Here is a 22,523-nt window from a genome sequence, read left to right as displayed (position 1 = left end):
TTTGTGCCTGTTATTTGATGGTATTGGGTGCTGTAGCCCGAGCTGGCCGCCGGATGGTACAGAAGGGCGTAGGCCGGATAAGGCGTTTACGCCGCCATCCGGCAAACCGGCGATGAAGAACTAACGCCGCCGCCCGCCCAGCAGGCTACCCAACATCCCACGCACAATCTGGTTCGTCACCTGGCGCACGGCGCTTTTCGCTGCCGTTTGCACCAGCCCATCGTGCTTGCCGCCGCGCGGCCCGGTGGTGCCAAAGAAGATATCCTTCAGGCCGCCCAGCAGGCCGTCATCGGCACTTTGCTGCTGGCCCTTCGCAGGCGGCGCGTCCGCCTGTCCCGCGCTGTTCTGTACACCTTTTTGCAGCATTTCGAACGCGGATTCGCGGTCGACTTCATCCTCATACTTGCCGTACAGCGGCGAGTTGTTGATTAGCCCGTTACGCTCATCGTCGGTCACTGGCCCCATGCGCGAACACGGCGCAATCACCATGGCTCGCTCAACCACCGACGGGCTGCCTTTTTCAGCGAGGAAGGAGATCAGCGCTTCACCGGTACCCAGCTCCTGTATCGCCTGTTCGGTGCTGAACGCCGGGTTGGCGCGCATCGTCTGGGCGGCGGTTTTCACCGCTTTCTGATCCTTCGGCGTGAAGGCGCGCAGGGCGTGCTGCACGCGGTTACCTAACTGGCCGAGCACCACATCGGGGATATCCGACGGGTTCTGCGAGACAAAATAGACGCCGACGCCCTTGGAGCGGATCAGGCGGATAACCTGCTCGATTTTATCCAGCAGCACCTGCGGCGCATCGTTAAACAGCAGGTGCGCTTCGTCGAAGAAGAACACCAGCTTGGGTTTTTCGAGATCACCGGCTTCCGGCAGTTGCTCATACAGTTCAGAGAGCATCCACAGCAGGCTGGCGGCGTAGAGCTTCGGCATTTGGTAGAGCTTTTCAGCGCTGAGGATATTGATGATGCCTTTACCGTTACTGTCGACGCGCATCCAGTCTTTAATATCGAGCATCGGCTCGCCGAAGAAGTGCTCGGCCCCCTGTTGCTCAAGCGTCAGTAGCCCGCGCTGGATCGCTCCGACGGAAGCAGTGCTCATGTTGCCGTACTGGTTCTGGAAGGATTTCGCGTTATCGCCGATGTACTGGGTGATGGCGCGCAGGTCTTTGAAGTCCAGCAGCAACAGGCCCTGGTCGTCGGCGATGCGGAAGATGATATTCAGCACCCCGGACTGCACCTCGTTAAGGTTCAGCAGACGCGCGAGCAGCAGCGGACCAAGGTCTGAGACGGTCGCGCGCACCGGATGGCCTTTTTCACCGAAGATATCCCACACCACCACCGGATTGGCGTGCGGTTCCCAGTCGGTGACACCGATGTTGTTCAGGCGTGTCATCAGCTTCTCCGACGCCAGGCCTTCTTTGGCGATGCCGGTCAGATCGCCCTTTACGTCGGCCATAAATACCGGTACGCCAATCTCTGAGAATGACTCCGCCAGTTTTTGCAGGGTGACGGTTTTCCCCGTGCCGGTAGCGCCGGTAATCAGTCCGTGACGGTTGGCCATATTGGGCAGCAAAACAAGCTGCGTGTCCTGGGTGCGTGCAATCAGCAGCGGTGCGCTCATGATAAATCCTCCATTTATTCTGCGTCGAGTATAGGCAAAACAAAGGCATTGCGGCGCGGTAAATTGTCTGTTTTGCGGTAAGGGGGAGTGGTGCAGAGAACCGGCGGCAGAACGCCGCCGGTGGCATATCAGAAGTCGGCTTTCAGCACCACGCGGTAACGGGCTTTACCGTCGCGCACGTGCTGGATGGCGTCGTTAATTTTCGACATCGGGAACAGTTCGGTAATAGGCGCCACCTTGCTGCGGCCGGCAAACTTCATCAGCTTGCGCAGCTCGAACGGGTTACCCGTTGCCGAACCGGAGACGCTGCGGTCGCCGCCAATCAGGGTAAACGCCGGCACCGGCAGCGGCGTGAGCACTGCGCCCACGGTGTGGAAGTTGCCGCCCGAGGCCAGCGCTTCGAAGTACGGCTGCCAGTTCAGGTCGACGTTGACGGTGTTGATGATCAGATCAAACTGACCCGCCAGCTCTTTAAGCGCTTCCGGTGAACGGCTGTTAACCACGTGGTCTGCGCCCATCGCCCGCACTTCCTGTTCTTTTGATGGATTCGAGCTAAAGGCAGTCACCTCGGCACCCATCGCGCGCAGCAGCTTAATGGCGATATGCCCCAGACCACCGATCCCAATCACCCCCACGCGGCTGGTGGCGGTGACATGATGCATCAGCAGCGGTTTAAATACCGTAATCCCGCCGCACAGCATCGGGCCTGCGGTTTCGATATCAATGTTGTCCGGCAGTGGAATCACCCACTGCCAGTCAGCGCGCAGCTTATCGGCAAAGCCGCCGTGGTTGATGATGGTCGGCACCGAGCCTTCGGTACAGTTAATCTGGTTGCCATCGATACAGGCATCGCAGTGGCCGCAGCTGCGCGCCGTCCAGCCAATGCCCACGCGTTGGCCAATTTTCAGCCCTTTATTCTGCGCGGCGCTGCCCAGCGCTACCACGTGACCAATCACCTCGTGACCGGCAACCAGCGGATATTGAGAGAACCCCCATTCGTTGTCGATCATCGACAGGTCCGAGTGGCAGATCCCGCAGTAATCCACTTTCACCTCAACGTCTTCCGGCAGCAGCTCCCCGGCATCGTATTCCCAGACTTCCAGTTCCCCGCCGGCGTTTTTCGCGGCGTAGCTTTTTATTATGGACATCGTGCTTCTCTCAGTTTGGTGTTGAACTGAGAGTGTAGAGCATGGGGAGGGGAAGTGCTTGGCGGAAGGGGGGATTAAGGCAATAGTGAACGTGACTTCGTTGTGTTGTTTTTTTCGACACTTAGCGACATTAGCGTACGCTGGCGCTTGCATGGTGGCGCGTGGCAGGTATAATCCTCAACGTTTTCCGCATACCTTTCCGTGCCGGAGTGGCGAAATCGGTAGACGCAGTTGATTCAAAATCAACCGTAGAAATACGTGCCGGTTCGAGTCCGGCCTTCGGCACCATTAGTACTTCCAAGACCATCCGAGAAAGTCCAATTATCCCTTAAAAATCAATGCTTACAGTGATTTTTACGTCCTGTGTCGTCCGAGGTTGTCCGTTGAAATCCGGATGTCATTGGGGGCATAATTGGGGGCATCTTAACTTCGATTAGAAATGTGCCCCCAAATGAAGCTCAACGCCAGACAGGTCGAGACCGCAAAGCCAAAAGACAAAACCTACAAAATGGCCGATGGCGGCGGTTTGTATCTCGAGGTTTCGGCCAAGGGTTCTAAATACTGGCGCATGAAATACAGACGCCCCTCTGACAAAAAAGAGGATCGCCTCGCTTTTGGTGTTTGGCCTACAGTGACGCTTGCTCAGGCAAGAGCAAAGCGCGATGAAGCTAAAAAGCTCTTAGTACAGGGCATAGACCCAAAAGCCGAACAGAAAGAAGCTCAGGCCGAGAATTCGGGAGCATATACTTTCGAAACCATTGCTCGTGAATGGCATGCCAGTAACAAGCGATGGAGTGAAGATCATCGATCGCGCGTTCTTCGCTATCTTGAGCTTTATATCTTCCCGTATATCGGCTCATCCGACATTCGCCTGCTCAAAACCAGTCACCTGTTAGCCCCGATTAAAAAAGTTGATGCCAGTGGTAAGCATGATGTTGCTCAGCGCCTGCAACAGCGCGTCACGGCCATAATGCGTTACGCCGTGCAAAACGATTACATCGACTCAAATCCAGCCAGCGATATGGCCGGTGCGCTATCTACAACCAAAGCGCGACATTACCCCGCTTTACCCTCCAGCCGGTTCCCTGAGTTTCTTGCTCGTCTTACTGCATATCGTGGCCGTGTAATGACACGGATTGCGGTCGAGCTTTCCTTGCTCACTTTCGTGCGTTCCAGTGAGTTACGTTTCGCGCGTTGGGATGAATTTGACTTCGATAAATCTCTCTGGCGCGTACCGGCAAAACGAGAAGAAATCAAAGGTGTGCGTTACTCGTACCGTGGCATGAAAATGAAAGAGGAGCATATTGTCCCTCTCAGCCGGCAGGCGATGGTTTTATTAGAGCAGCTCAAGCAAATTAGTGGTCATAAAGAGCTGCTGTTCCCGGGGGATCACGATGCAACGAAGGTTATGAGTGAAAACACAGTAAATAGCGCATTGCGTGCGATGGGGTATGACACGAAAACCGAGGTTTGCGGGCATGGATTTAGGACGATGGCGCGTGGCGCGCTCGGTGAGTCAGGGCTATGGAGTGACGATGCGATAGAACGACAGTTGAGCCATTCAGAGCGTAATAATGTACGTGCAGCCTATATCCATACATCTGAGCATTTGGATGAACGTCGTTTGATGGTGCAGTGGTGGGCCGATTATCTTGAAAAAAATATTATTAATTATATTACACCATATGATTTCGCAAAAAAGCAGGTGTAAATTTGTAATTAACAGTACGCAATTTTGTTAAGTATTATATTTAAGATGGTGATTTTTCATTTTAATAATAGAAGCCTGCGAAACGCAGGCTTCTTAAATTTTAGATCTTGGCTAGCCAATCAAAGACTTTTACACGAAGTTTCATAAATTCATTCAAATCCTCATTCAAGCCTTTTTGCCCATAAAAACGAGCGCTATCAATGCCATGTTCAGGGGTTAAATCTAAACGCTTTCGAAGCTCAGCAATATATGCTTGATCATATTCTTGCATTCCTTGCTTCCCTTTTTTTAGTACTTTCTCAACGATCTCACCATTTTTATAGATAAATGCATATTGCCCTTCATCTTCTAGTTGAAAATCAAATTGAGATAAACTTTCTCGTAGGCTCGAAAAGTTAAGCGGTTTTTCTCCCTTCACTATTCTCCGAGTATTCCTGTTAAACCAATCTGCTATAATGTCTATCTCATCATCCCTTTTCTCACATATTTCATGAGCGGCAACCTGACGAGTAAACTCAAACATTTCCTCATCATTACATTTTTCTAACCAAAGGTTGTGTTCACTCAGGAAATAAAGGGCTGATAATAATGCGGTTCTTTTGTTTCCGTTATAAAAACAGTGGTTGGAAATAACTCCATGGAATAGTGCTGCTGCTTTGAGGTATACATCGCCAAAAGCATCCTGTCCACCAGCGGAAGCAAACGGTCTTGCACAAGCTGATTCTAGTAACCCCACATCTTTCACTCCTGGTGGAGATATAGGGTCTTCGGAGTTGATATAGTATTCGCTTAAAAAATTGTGGATTTCCTCTACAGTTCCAGTACGCACTCACTATCCTTATTACGATTTTAAGATTACATGAAAGATATTGATAACATTTTGATTGTCAACATTCCATATCCGGAAACAAAAAAGCTGATTAAGCATGCTCCCATGCGTCAGTATTGCACAGCATCTTAAACAAGTTGAGAAAATAGGTACGTTACTCATTTCCTGTCGTGCCGTCTGCTCCATGATAGCCTAATTTATCTGACGGCTATAAACTGGTACGTGAATTGGTACAGGTTGCTATAGCAACGAATAAGCGTTGCAAAAAAATTGTTAGACAGTATATGACCGGATTTAAAAGTTACACCTTCGGCACTCAACAAGTGACTGATTTATGCCGCCTTAAGGCGTCTTCTTCGTCTCCTTTCGCTTAGTCATTTCAGAGGTTGCGCCAGCCTCGAATAGTATCCGCTAGTCACAGGCACTCGTACGAATCCGCACTGCGTGGCGTCACGCTCAGGCCGCGAAATTAACTAAACACTTTGATGCTGGCGCGCAATGCTCTCCCCGCCACGCCTGCCCGCTTAAGGGGGCGCTTTTAATGCAGGCGCATGACCAGCCTCAGGGCGCGCCAGTGCTGGCGCTGGCGGGGGATTCAGTGTCGGTAAAACGCATGCAAAACCATGCACCTTATGCATGCATGGCTTTTAGACGTAAAAATGGCGGGATTTTCGGGGATTTTTGAAAGGACTACTGCGCAGCCAGTTCTGCACGGCGGCGGGTGTAATTCAGGTTCTGTGCAGGTGTGAATTTTTCACGACTATCATCGCGCGAAGGCGCGTCAGGCCTGAATCCGATGGCCGTTAAAATGTCATTATCCTGCACCGAATAATTAATTTTTTCACCGGCGGCCAGCCAGAGCTGTAGCGCCTCCCTCAGATAGTCGAGTGAGTGCTGCATGGCACAGCGCTGAACGGCGGGATGTTGCCCGGGATAATTCATCAGCTCCGGGGCAAGTGCGGCGGCCAGCTCCGCACCGTGCGCCTGCATAAAATCATTTAATCGGTCGCGGATGCTGATGCGCTGCACCTCCTCATGCGAGCGGATATAACGCCCGGCAGCCTGGTTAATTTCCCACTTTTTCACGTCGATAATCTCGCGCAGCGTTTGCAGGCTCCGGCCGCTGTGGCCGCTGCCGGCAGGCTGTTCGCGGTATGCCTGCTCGGCCTGCGTCAGTTCTTCCCTGCGTTGCAGCCAGGCGGATTTGTTTGCCTGGCAGGCCTCAAAGGCTTTCTGTAGCGTCAGTGTGGTCACGTATGTTTCTCCTGATGACTGGCCGTGCTTACGCACCGGCACGGTTAACGGTGGTCGCCGGTGCGGGTACCGGGATAACCGGCTCTGTCGCCGGTGAACGAATCACCCCGTCGATGGATTCAAGCGTGCGGAACGTGGCCGAGCACTCGATGTTCATGCACTGGTGATAGCGCTGTTTGACGTTATCGGACAGATACCGGCTGGTGCGGGAATGCGCGCTGGTTTTGCAGAACGGACAGTGAAACATACTTACTCCTCCGCTTTTGTCTCGACATTCTCAGCCAGCTTTCTGGCAAGCATCATTCTCTTTGCAGGGCTGCGTAACAGCTCCGTATCAACGCCGGTAATCTGCGGCCGGTGCATGCCCGTCACGGACAACACCGGCTCCTGCGTCATATCGAAGTGATACAGGCTGCCCTGACGGCTCAGCGCATCGCGCAACTCGCCGATGGTCACGGACTGAGGAGCGCTTTCTCCCTTCATTTCGAGGGCACGAATGCGCAGCAGGAAAGCGCGGATGAAGGCGACAGGAACCGCATTGACAGCCTGAGCCCATTCCGCACCGGCGTAAGCGGTAAAGGCATCTTCATGCGCTGAAAGGTATTTATTGCCGGTGGAGCAGGCATTCAGCATGGCGCGTGTCCGGTCAGTCTCCAGCTCCGCAATCAGGCCGGTGAACTCGTCGGCCAGCTCGCGACTGGCGATACGCCTGCTGTGCTCAGCTTTCATTTCAGGGGTGAGACTGCCGCGCAGGGTGCGAAAGCGGCTGCGCCAGTCCTGCTCCGCTTCTGCGCTCTCATCGAGGGCGGTCTGCCGCTCCTGCTTACAGCGTTCAATGGACGTATCAATCTCTTTCAGAACCTGCATGCTGGCCGCGTGGGTGTCTCTGGCCGTAGTGAATACGCTCAGCTTGTCGGTGATGCGCTGGCTGTTCTCTGCGGACTGCTTGGCGGCAACATCTTGCAGGGCGGTAATGACTGTTTCGGGTTTCATTTTCAGGCTCTCCGTTTATTCAACCTGAAATGATTCTGCCCTTCATCACACAACATCTCGATTCATTGCAGTTGTGGCAGTTCTGGCACAAACACCACTCAAAACCCGGCTTGCCAGGGAAAGGTCTCAGCAAAACCTTACTCATCGTTTGTTTTTTTACTTATAACTATTCACCACTGTTCACCTAAAATAAAAATATAAGTAATACAGTAAGATAAAGGGTGAACAGTTGAGGGTCTGACTGTTCACCGTCTGTTCACCACTGTTCACCCTCCTGTTTTGCTCTGTCGATACCACTTAGACTTTATTTCGATTAAAAATGAAAAACGTATAACTAAAAGTAATAGAAATTGCTGCATTGTAATGCAGTGATTTGCATATGTTTGCCAGCGTTTTCCTTTGTTTGCCATAGCGAAAAGTCAATGTTTGTTTCCTCAAAAATCTCACATGACCTGAGGAAAAATATAGACATAATAAGGAGCTACCCGAAGCCGGACGGACATGACCGGCACTGTATGGACATTATGAGGTAGCCCGATGCACACCGATTTTTCTTCCCCGTCTTCTGCCCCTGCCGCGCCACTGATGCCGGTTTCTGATGCCGTTCAGGAGCGCTTTATCCGCCTGCCTGAAGTGATGCATCTGTGCGGCCTGTCCCGGTCAACCATTTACGACCTCATCAGCCGCGAGGCTTTCCCGAAGCAAATCTCCCTCGGCGGTAAAAACGTGGCGTGGGCGCAGTCTGAAATCACCTCATGGATGGCGGATCGCATTGCCGAGCGCAACCGGGGCTATGACGCATGATGATGACCGTTCAGCAAACTGCCCCTTTTTCTGGCTTGCTTCCTGTCGCCGTTTCCAGGTATAGTTTTCCCGCTGTCGCAAAATCGGCAGCCGGGATTGGCGTCCCGTTTACAACATTGGCGACACCGGACGCGCCTTGCGTCTTTTTTTGTGTCTATGCCTCAGCGCATCCATTTTTGATCCAGAGATTTATCTGTCTATGGATCCTTCGTGTAATGGTGGCTCAGGCGGGGGCTTCTCACGAAGCGCCGGTTTCCAATGTTGCCGGTTACGCCAACCCCGTCTGGGCTACCACCAGTGAAATTGGCGTTTCCAGTGGTAGCAGTCACATGCAAACATTGGAGGTTGCCACTATGGCTACGACCCTCACCCCGTCACATCCGCAGTTTGTCTTTGTGTTTGCCGCCGTTCCTCGTGCAGACCGTAAACCCCGTATCTGTATTCTCCGCACCGTTGCCAGCGATGAACACGCTGCACGTCGTTCCCTCGTTCGCGATTACGTCCTCTCGTTTGCTGGCCGTCTGCCGGTTGCGGAGGTGCGCGCATGAGACACACCACCATTACAGCCCGTGACCTCGAATGCCTTGAGCACATGCGCAATGTCGGCCAGCTCGTCAATGAGCTGATGCAGGTACAGGACTGCGCCACCGTTCGTCGTGATCCTGCGCAGCAGTCGCAACTCACCTCCGTGATTTACCTTATGACCGCCCAGCTCGACGGCGTGGTAGAGCGCTGCAATCAGTGCTGGCTGACCGGGGAGGGCAACGTATGAAAAAGCCATTACCGCCCATATTACGCGCCGCGCTGTATCGTCGCGCCGTGGCCTGTGCATGGCTGACGGTATGCGAACGCCAGCGCCGCTACCCAAACCTCACCCTCGACGCGCTGGAAAGTGCGATTGCCGCCGAGCTGGAGGGCTTCTACCTGCGCCAGCACGGCGAGGAAAAAGGCCGCCAGATTGCCTGTGCGCTGCTGGAAGATTTAATGGACGCCGGACCACTCAGGGCCGCGCCGTCACTGTCTTTTCTCGGGCTCGCCGTGATGGATGAACTCTGCGCCCGTCATATCACATCGCCTGTTATGCACTGAGGGAGAAAATAACGATGAAAATGAACGTAACGGAAACCGTAAAACAGGCGTGCGGCCACTGGCCGCGCATTCTCCCGGCGCTGGGTGTGAAGATCATGAAAAACCGGCATCAGGCCTGTCCGGTGTGCGGCGGCTTTGACCGTTTTCGCTTTGACGATAAAGAGGGGCGCGGGACGTGGTTCTGTAACCAGTGCGGTGCGGGTGACGGTCTTAAGCTGGTCGAGAAAGTGTTCGGCGTGACCGCATCAGAGGCCGCCGGAAAGGTGGATGCCGTGACCGGCAACCTGCCACCGGTTGCCCCCGAAGTGATTGCGGCCGCAGAGGCTGAAACCGAAGCAGACCGCAAAGCGGCGGCCGCGCTGGCCGTCAGACTGATGGAGAAAACCCGCACGGCCAGCGGCAACGCCTATCTGACCCGCAAGGGATTTTCCGGTCATGAATGTGTCATGCTGACGGCCACACATAAAACCGGCGGCGTGATGTTCCGCGCCGGTGATGTGGTTGTCCCGTTGTATGACGATACCGGCGCGCTGGTTAACCTTCAGCTTATCAATTCTGAGGGGCTCAAACGTACCCTGAAAGGCGGGGCAGTAAAAGGAGCTAGCCATACCATCGAAGGGAAAAAACAGGCCGGAAAACGCCTGTGGATTGCAGAGGGCTATGCGACCGCGCTCACCGTGCATCACCTGACCGGCGAAACCGTTATGGTGGCGCTGTCGTCCGTGAACCTCCTTTCTCTGGCGAGCCTTGTCCGCCAGAAACACCCGGCCTGTCAGATTGTGCTCGCTGCAGACCGCGACCTTAACGGTGACGGCCAGAACAAAGCCGCTGCGGCCGCAGGAGCCTGTGAGGGCGTTGTTGCTCTGCCGCCGGTGTTCGGTGACTGGAATGATGCGTTTGTACAGAAAGGCGAGGAGGCCACGCGGAAAGCCATTTATGACGCCATCCGGCCACCGGCGCAAAGTCCGTTTGACACCATGAGCGAGGCGGAATTTACCGCCATGAGCGCCAGCGACAAGGCTCTGCGGGTGCATGAGCATTACGGCGAAGCGCTGGCGGTGGATGCGAACGGCCAGCTCCTGTCCCGTTATGAAGCAGGTATATGGAAAGTCGTTCAGCCGTCCAGTTTCGAACGCGACGTAGCCGGGCTTTTCCAGCGCCTGCGCGCCCCGTTCTCGTCAGGGAGAATCACCTCAGTGGTGGAGACGCTGAAGCTGATTATTCCTCAGCAGGCCGCACCGGCACGCCGTCTGATTGGTTTTCGCAATGGGGTACTCGATACCCAAAGCGGCCTGTTCAGTCCGCACCACAAATCGCACTGGCTGCGCACGCTGTGCGACGTGGATTTTACCCCGCCGGTGGAAGTCGAAATGCTGGAGACTCACGCGCCGAACTTCTGGCGCTGGCTCGACCGTGCTGCCGGTAGCAGACCAGAAAAACGCAACGTGATTCTGGCCGCGCTGTTTATGGTGCTGGCGAACCGCTACGACTGGCAGCTCTTTCTCGAAGTCACCGGTCCCGGCGGGAGCGGGAAAAGTATTCTGGCCGAAATTGCGACCCTGCTTGCCGGAGAGGATAACGCCACGTCGGCCGATATCGACACGCTGGAAGACCCGCGCAAGCGTGCCTCCCTGATTGGCTTCTCGCTGATACGTCTGCCTGACCAGGAAAAATGGAGTGGTGACGGCGCAGGGCTGAAGGCCATCACCGGCGGCGATGCGGTCTCGGTTGACCCGAAATACCAGAACCCTTATTCAACGCATATTCCGGCGGTCATTCTGGCCGTGAATAATAACCCGATGCGCTTCACCGACCGCAGCGGCGGTGTGTCACGTCGCCGGGTGATTATTCATTTCCCGGAGCAGATTGCCCCGGAGGAACGCGACCCGCAGCTCAGGGATAAAATTGCGCGAGAGCTGGCCGTCATCGTGCGCCAGCTTATGCAGAAATTCAGCGACCCGATGACCGCGCGCGCACTGCTCCAGTCGCAGCAGAACTCCGACGAGGCGCTCAGTATCAAGCGTGATGCTGACCCGACGTTTGATTTTTGTGGCTATCTGGAAATGCTGCCGCAGACTAACGGGATGTTTATGGGCAATGCCAGCATCGTCCCGCGCAATTACCGTAAATATCTCTATCACGCGTATCTGGCCTATATGGAGGCTAACGGATACAGGAACGTGCTCAGCCTGAAAATGTTCGGGCTGGGGCTGCCCATGATGCTGAAAGAGTACGGCCTGAATTATGAAAAGCGGCACACAAAGCAGGGGATACAGACCAACCTGTCGCTGAAAGAGGAAAGCTACGGCGACTGGCTGCCGAAATGCGATGAACCCGCAGCGACATAACCCACTCCAGACCGGCTACTGCCGGTCTTTTTCTTTCCGGCAATTGCCACAGGGTGAACACTCCACTGTTCACCCTTCACCGTATATTCACCCTGTATCCATATGAAATTATTGATAAAAAGTAAAAGGTGAACAGTGTGAACAGTAAAACCGGAAAAAACTTTTTATACCCCCCGTGTATTGCCTGACCGGGCGCAGCCAGAACGAGCAAAACGAACAAAGGTGAAGAGTAGACTGTTCACCCTTCACCAACTCATCACCACTTAACTTCATGATATAAAATGAGAAATAACTGAGGTAAACAGTGTGAACAGTAAAATGCAAAAAAACTTTATTTGTGGGCATTGAGTCCCGGTTAGGATCCGGATTTCGGATCCTAACCGAATAGGGCGTTAATCTTGAATTTGGTAGCAATATCAAATAGCTAAGTTTGATATGTTCAAAAAAATCGTTGGGGGCACAAAAGGGGGCATATTACTTATGGTTGTTGTGAATGTTATTGTATTTCAGTTGCTTAAGTTGTGATTTGAGTCCGACCTTGGCACCATCGGAACATCAATAGACGTCAACGGACGTCTTTTTTTGTGCCTGAAATCCAGTATTCGCAAGGCTTACCTCGCTTTTTCACTCAACAGAAGTCAATCTGAGTCAACCCACATCAAGTCGCTTGTGAGTATAGAACCGAGTATATATGCTGGTTCGATAATGGTTGTATACTCACAGCGGCACATGGAAGGAGAACTTTTATGGTTCTGACAGATATCAAAGTGCGTTCTGCAAAACCGCAGGAAAAGGAATACACCCTTGTCGATGGGGATGGCATGTTTTTGCTTATTCATCCTAACGGTTCAAAATACTGGCGGTTCCGCTTTCGTTTTGGTGGTAAGCAGCACCTAATGGCGTTTGGAGTTTATCCTGAAACGTCATTAGCTGATGCTCGTCAAAAGAGGGAAGAGGCCAGAAAGCTTGTTGCTGCAGGTATCGATCCCCGTGAACACAAGCGCGCAGTGAAAGAAGAGCAGGCGAAAGAGGCTATTACCTTTGAGTCAGTTGCCAGAGAGTGGCACGCAACTAACAAGAAATGGTCAGAGGAACACAGTCGACGGGTGCTGAAGAGCCTTGAAGATAATCTGTTTCTAGCTATTGGCAAGAGTAGCATTGAAGAGTTGAAGACTCGTGACCTGCTTGCACCGATTAAAGTTGTAGAGGCAACTGGTCGCTTTGAAGTCGCTTCTCGCCTTCAGCAGCGAACCACAGCAATCATGCGCTATGCGGTGCAAAGTGGCTTGATTGATTACAATCCAGCCCAGGAAATGGCGGGCGCAGTAGCTTCAAGTAATCGTGTCCATCGCCCTGCACTTGAATTGAAACGCCTACCTGAACTACTCCACCGAATTGACAGTTACACGGGACGACCTATGACTCGTCTGGCCGTTGAACTCACTTTGTTAATCTTCATTCGTTCCAGTGAATTACGCTTTGCGCGTTGGTCTGAAATCGATTTTGAAACGGCAATGTGGACGATACCGGCTGAACGAGAAGCTATTGAAGGAGTGAAGCATTCACAGCGAGGCTCCAAAATGCGTACACCTCATTTGGTGCCCTTATCTCGGCAGGCACTGGACATCCTTAGACAGGTCCATAAGTTCAGTGGTAATCGTGATTTTGTTTTCGTTGGAGATCACAACCCTCGTAAACCGATGAGTGAAAATACGGTGAACAAGGCGCTGCGTGTCATGGGTTATGACACAAAGGTCGATATTTGTGGACATGGTTTCAGGACTATGGCATGTAGCTCGTTGATTGAATCGGGGTTGTGGTCCAGGGATGCGGTAGAACGCCAGATGAGCCATATGGAGCGTAACTCTGTGCGAGCGGCTTACATTCATAAGGCTGAGCATTTGGATGAGAGAAGATTGATGCTGCAATGGTGGGCGGATTTTCTGGATGTAAATCGCGAGAAATGGATTAGCCCGTTTGATTTTGCCAAAATTTTTGCGTTGTTAAAGCGCTAAAGCTGTGTAACAAAAATAGAGCCTACCGTCACACTTTGTTAAGTAGGCTCGTTGGTCAAAGTTGCAACAATTTCATGATGGTAGCTGTCCGCGCATTGGTTTCAGGTAGTTCTGCAGAGTATTGAACGTACCTGGAGAAAAAGGCATATGGTGCTCAATTGTTAGCTTGTATAGAATAAGGATATTCTTTCTTTAGAGAACATGAAGTTATGAGCGCGATCACATTACGTAAAGCGTTAGGTGTACTTGCGAAGTCATCTTCGTTTTCCGTAACCACAGAAACTCATCGGCAAAAGGATGTGTTCGATGAGCTAAAAGAACAACTCTTTGTTAAACAAGAGATTGAAGAAGAGTTACAGCGTTATCTGGATACAGCTACTCCCGGTGAGATCATTTTTCTATGCGGAAGTAGTGGAGACGGGAAATCCGAAATTTTAACCCGCTGTAAGTCAGATCCACAATATCAACAGAAGTTTAGTTTCCATCTGGATGCGACACATAGCTTTGCGCCTCAACAATCGGCTATCGATGCACTGAATGATTTATTTGAAAATCATCATTCGCAATCATACCCGCTCCTCATCGGTATCAACACCGGGATGCTAGCCAATTTTGCCAGAGAAGGTTCTGAGTCCCATATGGCTACCCGTGCTGTGACCTGCCCCCACGATTAGATACAACACTCAGTTAGTAACGTCGGAATCTTCATTCTCAGAATGACCCTTTCTCCAGCCCGCTGCAAATTCAGACGGTGTCTGATAATTCAGCGTGGAGTGCGGGCGGCATTCGTTATAATCCTGCCGCCAGTCATTAATAATTTTCCTGGCATGAACGATATCGCTGAACCAGTGCTCATTCAAACATTCATCGCGAAATCGTCCGTTAAAGCTCTCAATAAATCCGTTCTGCGTTGGCTTGCCCGGCTGGATTAAGCGCAACTCAACACCATGCTCAAAGGCCCATTGATCCAGTGCACGGCAAGTGAACTCCGGCCCCTGGTCAGTTCTTATCGTCGCCGGATAGCCTCGAAACAGTGCAATGCTGTCCAGAATACGCGTGACCTGAACGCCTGAAATCCCAAAGGCAACAGTGACCGTCAGGCATTCCTTTGTGAAATCATCGACGCAGGTAAGACACTTGATCCTGCGACCGGTGGAAAGTGCGTCCATGACGAAAATCCATCGACCAGGTCAGATTGGGCGCCGCCGGACGGAGCAGCGGCAGACGTTCTGTTGCCAGCCCTTTACGACGTCTTCTGCGTTTTACGCCCAGGCCACTGAGGTGATAAAGCCGGTACACGCGCTTATGATTAACATGAAGCCCTTCACGGCGCAGCAACTGCCAAATACGACGGTAGCCAAAACGCCTGCGCTCCAGTGCCAGCTCAGTGATGCGCCCTGATAAATGCGCATCAGCAGCCGGACGGTGAGCCTCATAGCGGCAGGTCGACAGGGATAAACCTGTAAGCCTGCAGGCACGACGTTGCGACAGACCGGTCGCATCACACATCAACATCACGGCTTCCCGCTTCTGGTCTGTCGTCAGTACTTTCGCCCAAGAGCCACCTGAAGCGCCTCTTTATCCAGCATGGCTTCGGCAAGCAGCTTCTTGAGTCTGGCGTTCTCTTCCTCAAGCGACTTCAGGCGCTTAACTTCAGGCACCTCCATACCGCCATACTTCTTACGCCAGATGTAAAACGTGGCATCGGAAATGGCATGCTTGCGGCAGAGTTCACGGGCGGGTACCCCAGCTTCGGCTTCGCGGAGAATACTGATGATCTGTTCGTCGGAAAAACGCTTCTTCATGGGGATGTCCTCATGTGGCTTATGAAGACATTACTAACATCGGGGTGTACTAATCAACGGGGAGCAGGTCAAATCACATACTCCGCTGGTCTGAATCGTATCGTCATGGTCAGTTGCCTCCCTGATCTTCGGGGGAGGGTTGCGCAGGCTTGTCAACAGGACAAATATAACTCTCCCGCCATGCGGTCTCCTCAATGCTGTAGATACCTGTGTTGCAGGCCGCGCAGTGTTTCTCACCCGCATAGTGACGCCCGCACCAGACGCAGTACCAGGCCCCGACTGGGGCAGACGCATCCAGAGGAAAGGATGTGAATATAAACCTTGTGTGCCAGTCTCCCGGCAATGTGGCAGAGTCGTCCCGATACTTGCACTGCCTCAGTACATCATTCCCCACTGACCGTTGGTCGTGTTCAAACCAGGCGCGAATGCCAGGGTCATCAGAATGCAGTACCAGACGACATCCGCAGGACGGGCATGTCCAGCTTTCTTCAGGCTGGCTGGCCGCTCTTCTGCTGCCTGTTTGCTCACCTCTGGTATTCAGAGCCCAATAGCATGGCATCAGGAGCATATGACCTCCTCATCTCCGTAAGCGTGATATTCACTGGTGCATTGATCTGCATGACTGACCACCGGCTTCGCATTGGGTACGTAACGACGTAGCTTGCGTATCAACTGAATTTCATCAGCCGCAGGGAGAACGTAAGGGCAACCTTGCGTGCCTCGCTCAGTGAGTGCAGCATCGGTATGCGCAAACCACGGGCGCTCAGCGTCAAGGTGCAGCACCAGAATACTGCCGCAGTGTTGGCAGGTGTATTGTTCGTCAGGAGAGCGTAGTGCGGTTCTGGCACCGGTCAGGCGACCAGCGTTATTGAGGGCAAGAAATGATTTTGGGTACATAGTAATAGTCCTCTCCGCCATATGACACACAGGCATAGACCGTCCCTGTATGGGCACCGTCATGCTGGGTATCAGGCGGGGGATGTAGTGGTTTACTGAATTTGGCAACCTGACAATAAAGGTCACCGGCACATTAACGCTTGAAAGCAGTCAGTCGCTCACGCTGAAAAGCGGGGTCGATTTTAAAGCCTGCGCGGTGAGGGACCTGAAACTGGATGCTACCAATATCGTCAGCGAAGCCAACGCGGGGCTAACCCAGAAGGCAACCACGATTAATAATGAAGCGAGAGCCACGCTGACCAATAAAGCCAGCTCAACGCAAACGGTAGATGCGGTGGGGTACTCACGATTAAAGGTGGTCTGGTGAAAATCAACTAAGTAAATGGAAGGCACGACTGTGAAAATCCGTACCTGAATAGCCGCTCATACGTTATTGCAACGTAAAATTGTGGATAACTCTGTGTGTAAATGGGTATAAGGCGGGGTTCTGCTGTGGAATGCAGCAGTCAGTCATTTTTCTGCAATTTAAGGGTTGCGGCCTCAGGGAAACTCCCTATAATGCGCCTCCATCGACACGGCGGATGTGAATCACTTCACAGCAACTAGCCGGTTAGGTTGAAGAGAAAAAATCCTGAAAATCAGGGTTGACTCTGAAAGAGGAAAGCGTAATATACGCCACCTCGCAACAGTGAGCGAAAGCCGTGTTGCACTGCTCTTTAACAATTTATCAGACAATCTGTGTGGGCACTCGAAGATACGGATTCTTAACGTCGCAAGACGAAAAATGAATACCAAGTCTCTGAGTGAACACGTAATTCATTACGAAGTTTAATTCACGAGCATCAAACTTAAATTGAAGAGTTTGATCATGGCTCAGATTGAACGCTGGCGGCAGGCCTAACACATGCAAGTCGAACGGTAGCACAGAGAGCTTGCTCTTGGGTGACGAGTGGCGGACGGGTGAGTAATGTCTGGGAAACTGCCCGATGGAGGGGGATAACTACTGGAAACGGTAGCTAATACCGCATAACGTCGCAAGACCAAAGTGGGGGACCTTCGGGCCTCACACCATCGGATGTGCCCAGATGGGATTAGCTAGTAGGTGGGGTAACGGCTCACCTAGGCGACGATCCCTAGCTGGTCTGAGAGGATGACCAGCCACACTGGAACTGAGACACGGTCCAGACTCCTACGGGAGGCAGCAGTGGGGAATATTGCACAATGGGCGCAAGCCTGATGCAGCCATGCCGCGTGTATGAAGAAGGCCTTCGGGTTGTAAAGTACTTTCAGCGAGGAGGAAGGCATTAAGGTTAATAACCTTAGTGATTGACGTTACTCGCAGAAGAAGCACCGGCTAACTCCGTGCCAGCAGCCGCGGTAATACGGAGGGTGCAAGCGTTAATCGGAATTACTGGGCGTAAAGCGCACGCAGGCGGTTTGTTAAGTCAGATGTGAAATCCCCGGGCTCAACCTGGGAACTGCATTTGAAACTGGCAAGCTTGAGTCTCGTAGAGGGGGGTAGAATTCCAGGTGTAGCGGTGAAATGCGTAGAGATCTGGAGGAATACCGGTGGCGAAGGCGGCCCCCTGGACGAAGACTGACGCTCAGGTGCGAAAGCGTGGGGAGCAAACAGGATTAGATACCCTGGTAGTCCACGCCGTAAACGATGTCTATTTGGAGGTTGTTCCCTTGAGGAGTGGCTTCCGGAGCTAACGCGTTAAATAGACCGCCTGGGGAGTACGGCCGCAAGGTTAAAACTCAAATGAATTGACGGGGGCCCGCACAAGCGGTGGAGCATGTGGTTTAATTCGATGCAACGCGAAGAACCTTACCTACTCTTGACATCCAGAGAACTTAGCAGAGATGCTTTGGTGCCTTCGGGAACTCTGAGACAGGTGCTGCATGGCTGTCGTCAGCTCGTGTTGTGAAATGTTGGGTTAAGTCCCGCAACGAGCGCAACCCTTATCCTTTGTTGCCAGCGGTTCGGCCGGGAACTCAAAGGAGACTGCCAGTGATAAACTGGAGGAAGGTGGGGATGACGTCAAGTCATCATGGCCCTTACGAGTAGGGCTACACACGTGCTACAATGGCATATACAAAGAGAAGCGACCTCGCGAGAGCAAGCGGACCTCATAAAGTATGTCGTAGTCCGGATTGGAGTCTGCAACTCGACTCCATGAAGTCGGAATCGCTAGTAATCGTAGATCAGAATGCTACGGTGAATACGTTCCCGGGCCTTGTACACACCGCCCGTCACACCATGGGAGTGGGTTGCAAAAGAAGTAGGTAGCTTAACCTTCGGGAGGGCGCTTACCACTTTGTGATTCATGACTGGGGTGAAGTCGTAACAAGGTAACCGTAGGGGAACCTGCGGTTGGATCACCTCCTTACCTTAAAGAAACGTTCTTTGAAGTGCTCACACAGATTGTCTGATGAAAAATAGCAGTAAAGAATCTCTGCAGGCTTGTAGCTCAGGTGGTTAGAGCGCACCCCTGATAAGGGTGAGGTCGGTGGTTCAAGTCCACTCAGGCCTACCAAATTCGTCCCGCGAATTTGAGGGAGATTCATAAACGATGGGGCTATAGCTCAGCTGGGAGAGCGCCTGCTTTGCACGCAGGAGGTCTGCGGTTCGATCCCGCATAGCTCCACCATCTTTACTGCAACAATACAAGAAAACTTCAGAGTGTACCTGAAAAGGTTCACTGCGAAGTTTTGCTCTTTAAAAATCTGGATCAAGCTGAAAATTGAAACGACACACTGTGTCTGTTCTCCGTAATAAGAACAGATAAGCGGTGTGTTCGAGTCTCTCAAATTTTCGCAACACGGTGGTGTTTTACGAAACATCTTCGGGTTGTGAGGTTAAGCGACTAAGCGTACACGGTGGATGCCCTGGCAGTCAGAGGCGATGAAGGACGTGCTAATCTGCGATAAGCGTCGGTAAGGTGATATGAACCGTTATAACCGGCGATTTCCGAATGGGGAAACCCAGTGTGATTCGTCACACTATCATTACGTGAATACATAGCGTAATGAAGCGAACCGGGGGAACTGAAACATCTAAGTACCCCGAGGAAAAGAAATCAACCGAGATTCCCCCAGTAGCGGCGAGCGAACGGGGAACAGCCCAGAGTCTGAATCAGCTTGTGTGTTAGTGGAACGGTCTGGAAAGTCCGACGGTACAGGGTGATAGTCCCGTACACCAAAATGCACAGGTTGTGAACTCGAAGAGTAGGGCGGGACACGTGGTATCCTGTCTGAATATGGGGGGACCATCCTCCAAGGCTAAATACTCCTGACTGACCGATAGTGAACCAGTACCGTGAGGGAAAGGCGAAAAGAACCCCGGCGAGGGGAGTGAAAAAGAACCTGAAACCGTGTACGTACAAGCAGTGGGAGCCTCTTTATGGGGTGACTGCGTACCTTTTGTATAATGGGTCAGCGACTTATATTCTGTAGCAAGGTTAACCGAATAGGGGAGCCGAAGGGAAACCGAGTCTTAACTGGGCGTTAAGTTGCAGGGTATAGACCCGAAACCCGGTGATCTAGCCATGGGCAGGTTGAAGGTTGGGTAACACTAACTGGAGGACCGAACCGACTAATGTTGAAAAATTAGCGGATGACTTGTGGCTGGGGGTGAAAGGCCAATCAAACCGGGAGATAGCTGGTTCTCCCCGAAAGCTATTTAGGTAGCGCCTCGTGAATTCATCTTCGGGGGTAGAGCACTGTTTCGGCTAGGGGGTCATCCCGACTTACCAACCCGATGCAAACTGCGAATACCGAAGAATGTTATCACGGGAGACACACGGCGGGTGCTAACGTCCGTCGTGAAGAGGGAAACAACCCAGACCGCCAGCTAAGGTCCCAAAGTCACAGTTAAGTGGGAAACGATGTGGGAAGGCTCAGACAGCCAGGATGTTGGCTTAGAAGCAGCCATCATTTAAAGAAAGCGTAATAGCTCACTGGTCGAGTCGGCCTGCGCGGAAGATGTAACGGGGCTAAACTGTGCACCGAAGCTGCGGCAGCGACACTCTGTGTTGTTGGGTAGGGGAGCGTTCTGTAAGCCGTTGAAGGTGTCCTGTGAGGGGTGCTGGAGGTATCAGAAGTGCGAATGCTGACATAAGTAACGATAATGCGGGTGAAAAACCCGCACGCCGGAAGACCAAGGGTTCCTGTCCAACGTTAATCGGGGCAGGGTGAGTCGACCCCTAAGGCGAGGCCGAAAGGCGTAGTCGATGGGAAACAGGTTAATATTCCTGTACTTGGTGTTACTGCGAAGGGGGGACGGAGAAGGCTATGTTAGCCGGGCGACGGTTGTCCCGGTTTAAGCATGTAGGCGGGAAGTTTAGGTAAATCCGGACTTCTTTTAACGCTGAGGTGTGATGACGAGGTACTACGGTACTGAAGTAACAAATGCCCTGCTTCCAGGAAAAGCCTCTAAGCATCAGGTAACATCAAATCGTACCCCAAACCGACACAGGTGGTCAGGTAGAGAATACCAAGGCGCTTGAGAGAACTCGGGTGAAGGAACTAGGCAAAATGGTGCCGTAACTTCGGGAGAAGGCACGCTGATATGTAGGTGAAGTGGTTTACCCATGGAGCTGAAATCAGTCGAAGATACCAGCTGGCTGCAACTGTTTATTAAAAACACAGCACTGTGCAAACACGAAAGTGGACGTATACGGTGTGACGCCTGCCCGGTGCCGGAAGGTTAATTGATGGGGTTAGCGGCAACGCGAAGCTCTTGATCGAAGCCCCGGTAAACGGCGGCCGTAACTATAACGGTCCTAAGGTAGCGAAATTCCTTGTCGGGTAAGTTCCGACCTGCACGAATGGCGTAATGATGGCCAGGCTGTCTCCACCCGAGACTCAGTGAAATTGAACTCGCTGTGAAGATGCAGTGTACCCGCGGCAAGACGGAAAGACCCCGTGAACCTTTACTATAGCTTGACACTGAACACTGGTCCTTGATGTGTAGGATAGGTGGGAGGCTTTGAAGCGCGGACGCCAGTTCGTGTGGAGCCAACCTTGAAATACCACCCTTTAATGGCTGGTGTTCTAACGTAGACCCGTAATCCGGGTTGCGGACAGTGTCTGGTGGGTAGTTTGACTGGGGCGGTCTCCTCCTAAAGAGTAACGGAGGAGCACGAAGGTTAGCTAATCCTGGTCGGACATCAGGAGGTTAGTGCAAAGGCATAAGCTAGCTTGACTGCGAGAGTGACGGCTCGAGCAGGTGCGAAAGCAGGTCTTAGTGATCCGGTGGTTCTGAATGGAAGGGCCATCGCTCAACGGATAAAAGGTACTCCGGGGATAACAGGCTGATACCGCCCAAGAGTTCATATCGACGGCGGTGTTTGGCACCTCGATGTCGGCTCATCACATCCTGGGGCTGAAGTAGGTCCCAAGGGTATGGCTGTTCGCCATTTAAAGTGGTACGCGAGCTGGGTTTAGAACGTCGTGAGACAGTTCGGTCCCTATCTGCCGTGGGCGCTGGAGAATTGAGGGGGGCTGCTCCTAGTACGAGAGGACCGGAGTGGACGCATCACTGGTGTTCGGGTTGTCATGCCAATGGCATTGCCCGGTAGCTAAATGCGGAAGAGATAAGTGCTGAAAGCATCTAAGCACGAAACTTGCCCCGAGATGAGTTCTCCCTGACTCCTTGAGAGTCCTGAAGGAACGTTGAAGACGACGACGTTGATAGGTCGGGTGTGTAAGTGTAGCGATACATTGAGCTAACCGATACTAATGAACCGTGAGGCTTAACCTTACAACGCCGAAGATGTTTTGGCGAAGAGACAGACATCATATTCAGCTTGATTACAGATTACATTAACCGGCAAAAAGCGGGTTAATAACAGAATTTGCCTGGCGGCCGTAGCGCGGTGGTCCCACCTGACCCCATGCCGAACTCAGAAGTGAAACGCCGTAGCGCCGATGGTAGTGTGGGGCCTCCCCATGCGAGAGTAGGGAACTGCCAGGCATCAATTAAGTGAAGAAGCCCATCCTGACG

General features: G+C 52.4%; 16 protein-coding genes, 3 tRNA genes, 3 rRNA genes and 3 pseudogenes. 16 read left to right on the top strand and 9 right to left on the bottom strand.

The window, feature by feature from the left end:
- Nucleotides 1-120: 120 nt before the first annotated feature.
- Together H7R76_RS20785 and ahr are read right to left on the bottom strand one after the other, a co-directional pair.
- Entirely contained in the window at nucleotides 121-1,623 is a 1,503-nt protein-coding gene (locus tag H7R76_RS20785) for a helicase HerA-like C-terminal domain-containing protein (protein WP_182966366.1), read from the bottom strand.
- Between the two features lie 128 nt (nucleotides 1,624-1,751).
- Nucleotides 1,752-2,771 carry an NADPH-dependent aldehyde reductase Ahr gene (ahr, locus tag H7R76_RS20780; protein ID WP_106927616.1) on the bottom strand — a complete coding sequence of 340 codons (1,020 nt, stop codon included), beginning with the start codon at nucleotides 2,769-2,771 and terminating at the stop codon, nucleotides 1,752-1,754.
- A gap of 203 nt (nucleotides 2,772-2,974) precedes the next feature.
- Here ahr and H7R76_RS20775 point away from each other — a divergent pair.
- Together H7R76_RS20775 and H7R76_RS20770 are read left to right on the top strand one after the other, a co-directional pair.
- Nucleotides 2,975-3,059 (top strand) — tRNA-Leu (locus H7R76_RS20775).
- 163 nt (nucleotides 3,060-3,222) lie between these two features.
- Nucleotides 3,223-4,482, top strand: a complete 1,260-nt coding sequence (locus H7R76_RS20770) for a tyrosine-type recombinase/integrase (RefSeq protein WP_182966364.1) — start codon at nucleotides 3,223-3,225, stop codon at nucleotides 4,480-4,482.
- 100 nt (nucleotides 4,483-4,582) lie between these two features.
- On the opposite strand, the gene H7R76_RS20765 is transcribed toward H7R76_RS20770, so the two are convergent.
- The 4 genes from H7R76_RS20765 to sid form a co-directional block, all read right to left on the bottom strand.
- On the bottom strand, nucleotides 4,583-5,311 hold the full coding sequence (locus H7R76_RS20765) for a type II toxin-antitoxin system death-on-curing family toxin (protein WP_182966362.1): 729 nt from the start codon (nucleotides 5,309-5,311) through the stop codon (nucleotides 4,583-4,585).
- A 690-nt stretch (nucleotides 5,312-6,001) separates the two neighbouring features.
- Nucleotides 6,002-6,565, bottom strand: coding sequence for a phage polarity suppression protein (locus tag H7R76_RS20760; RefSeq protein ID WP_182966360.1), 564 nt, complete (start codon nucleotides 6,563-6,565; stop codon nucleotides 6,002-6,004).
- A 28-nt stretch (nucleotides 6,566-6,593) separates the two neighbouring features.
- Nucleotides 6,594-6,812 (bottom strand): ogr/Delta-like zinc finger family protein, encoded by a 219-nt coding sequence (locus tag H7R76_RS20755; RefSeq protein ID WP_126340312.1) that lies wholly within the window; start codon nucleotides 6,810-6,812, stop codon nucleotides 6,594-6,596.
- 2 nt (nucleotides 6,813-6,814) lie between these two features.
- On the bottom strand, nucleotides 6,815-7,558 hold the full coding sequence (sid, locus tag H7R76_RS20750; RefSeq protein ID WP_182966358.1) for a capsid size-determining scaffold Sid: 744 nt from the start codon (nucleotides 7,556-7,558) through the stop codon (nucleotides 6,815-6,817).
- 537 nt (nucleotides 7,559-8,095) lie between these two features.
- Here sid and H7R76_RS20745 point away from each other — a divergent pair.
- The 8 genes and pseudogenes from H7R76_RS20745 to dptF form a co-directional block, all read left to right on the top strand.
- Nucleotides 8,096-8,362, top strand: coding sequence for a helix-turn-helix transcriptional regulator (locus H7R76_RS20745; RefSeq protein WP_182966356.1), 267 nt, complete (start codon nucleotides 8,096-8,098; stop codon nucleotides 8,360-8,362).
- A pseudogene (locus H7R76_RS25055) lies at nucleotides 8,359-8,691 on the top strand (ash family protein); the annotation flags it as partial. The gene H7R76_RS20745 and the pseudogene H7R76_RS25055, both read left to right, overlap by 4 nt.
- A 24-nt stretch (nucleotides 8,692-8,715) precedes the next feature.
- The gene (locus tag H7R76_RS25050; RefSeq protein ID WP_286187656.1) at nucleotides 8,716-8,910 is read left to right on the top strand and encodes a host cell division inhibitor Icd-like protein; all 195 of its coding nucleotides are present in this window, start codon (nucleotides 8,716-8,718) and stop codon (nucleotides 8,908-8,910) included.
- The gene (locus tag H7R76_RS20735) at nucleotides 8,907-9,134 is read left to right on the top strand and encodes a hypothetical protein (protein WP_182966352.1); all 228 of its coding nucleotides are present in this window, start codon (nucleotides 8,907-8,909) and stop codon (nucleotides 9,132-9,134) included. The genes H7R76_RS25050 and H7R76_RS20735 overlap by 4 nt, the downstream gene beginning before the upstream one ends.
- Nucleotides 9,131-9,451: a DUF5375 domain-containing protein gene (locus H7R76_RS20730; RefSeq protein WP_182966350.1), complete on the top strand. Its 321-nt coding sequence runs from the start codon at nucleotides 9,131-9,133 to the stop codon at nucleotides 9,449-9,451. Before H7R76_RS20735 ends, H7R76_RS20730 begins: the two co-directional genes overlap by 4 nt.
- Before the next feature lie 14 nt (nucleotides 9,452-9,465).
- Nucleotides 9,466-11,799 (top strand): primase-helicase zinc-binding domain-containing protein, encoded by a 2,334-nt coding sequence (locus H7R76_RS20725; RefSeq protein WP_182966348.1) that lies wholly within the window; start codon nucleotides 9,466-9,468, stop codon nucleotides 11,797-11,799.
- 746 nt (nucleotides 11,800-12,545) lie between these two features.
- A complete protein-coding gene (locus tag H7R76_RS20720) occupies nucleotides 12,546-13,814 on the top strand; it encodes a tyrosine-type recombinase/integrase (RefSeq protein WP_182966346.1) in 1,269 nt (422 codons plus the stop codon).
- 209 nt (nucleotides 13,815-14,023) lie between these two features.
- Nucleotides 14,024-14,464 (top strand): annotated as a pseudogene (gene dptF / locus H7R76_RS20715) (DNA phosphorothioation-dependent restriction protein DptF); the annotation flags it as partial.
- Between the two features lie 33 nt (nucleotides 14,465-14,497).
- Here the strand turns inward: dptF and H7R76_RS20710 are convergent.
- The 3 genes and pseudogenes from H7R76_RS20710 to H7R76_RS20700 all read right to left on the bottom strand — a co-directional run bounded on the left by H7R76_RS20710 (nucleotide 14,498) and on the right by H7R76_RS20700 (nucleotide 16,516).
- Nucleotides 14,498-15,619: pseudogene (locus H7R76_RS20710) on the bottom strand (IS3-like element ISSen4 family transposase).
- A 109-nt stretch (nucleotides 15,620-15,728) separates the two neighbouring features.
- Nucleotides 15,729-16,178 (bottom strand): putative zinc ribbon protein, encoded by a 450-nt coding sequence (locus tag H7R76_RS25180; protein ID WP_227673988.1) that lies wholly within the window; start codon nucleotides 16,176-16,178, stop codon nucleotides 15,729-15,731.
- Entirely contained in the window at nucleotides 16,178-16,516 is a 339-nt protein-coding gene (locus H7R76_RS20700; protein ID WP_182966342.1) for a DUF7828 domain-containing protein, read from the bottom strand. Before H7R76_RS20700 ends, H7R76_RS25180 begins: the two co-directional genes overlap by 1 nt.
- A gap of 196 nt (nucleotides 16,517-16,712) precedes the next feature.
- On the opposite strand from H7R76_RS20700, the gene H7R76_RS24960 reads away from it, so the two are divergent.
- The 6 genes from H7R76_RS24960 to rrf all read left to right on the top strand — a co-directional run bounded on the left by H7R76_RS24960 (nucleotide 16,713) and on the right by rrf (nucleotide 22,493).
- Nucleotides 16,713-16,883 carry a hypothetical protein gene (locus H7R76_RS24960; RefSeq protein ID WP_227673927.1) on the top strand — a complete coding sequence of 57 codons (171 nt, stop codon included), beginning with the start codon at nucleotides 16,713-16,715 and terminating at the stop codon, nucleotides 16,881-16,883.
- 483 nt (nucleotides 16,884-17,366) lie between these two features.
- Nucleotides 17,367-18,906 (top strand): 16S ribosomal RNA (locus H7R76_RS20690).
- 70 nt (nucleotides 18,907-18,976) lie between these two features.
- Nucleotides 18,977-19,053 (top strand) — tRNA-Ile (locus tag H7R76_RS20685).
- Nucleotides 19,054-19,091: 38 nt separating this feature from the next.
- A tRNA-Ala gene (locus H7R76_RS20680) sits at nucleotides 19,092-19,167 on the top strand.
- Between the two features lie 206 nt (nucleotides 19,168-19,373).
- A 23S ribosomal RNA gene (locus tag H7R76_RS20675) occupies nucleotides 19,374-22,280 on the top strand.
- A 97-nt stretch (nucleotides 22,281-22,377) separates the two neighbouring features.
- A 5S ribosomal RNA gene (gene rrf, locus H7R76_RS20670) occupies nucleotides 22,378-22,493 on the top strand.
- The 16S, 23S and 5S rRNA genes sit together here with 2 tRNA genes alongside, the layout of an rRNA operon.
- Nucleotides 22,494-22,523 lie beyond the last annotated feature (30 nt).

The sequence above is a fragment of the Klebsiella sp. WP8-S18-ESBL-06 genome, assembly GCF_014169755.1.
In the GTDB taxonomy this organism is placed as follows: Bacteria; Pseudomonadota; Gammaproteobacteria; order Enterobacterales; family Enterobacteriaceae; genus Kluyvera; species Kluyvera ascorbata_B.
Note: the sequence above shows the minus strand (reverse complement) of the source record. Positions and strands in the feature narration are given on the sequence as shown.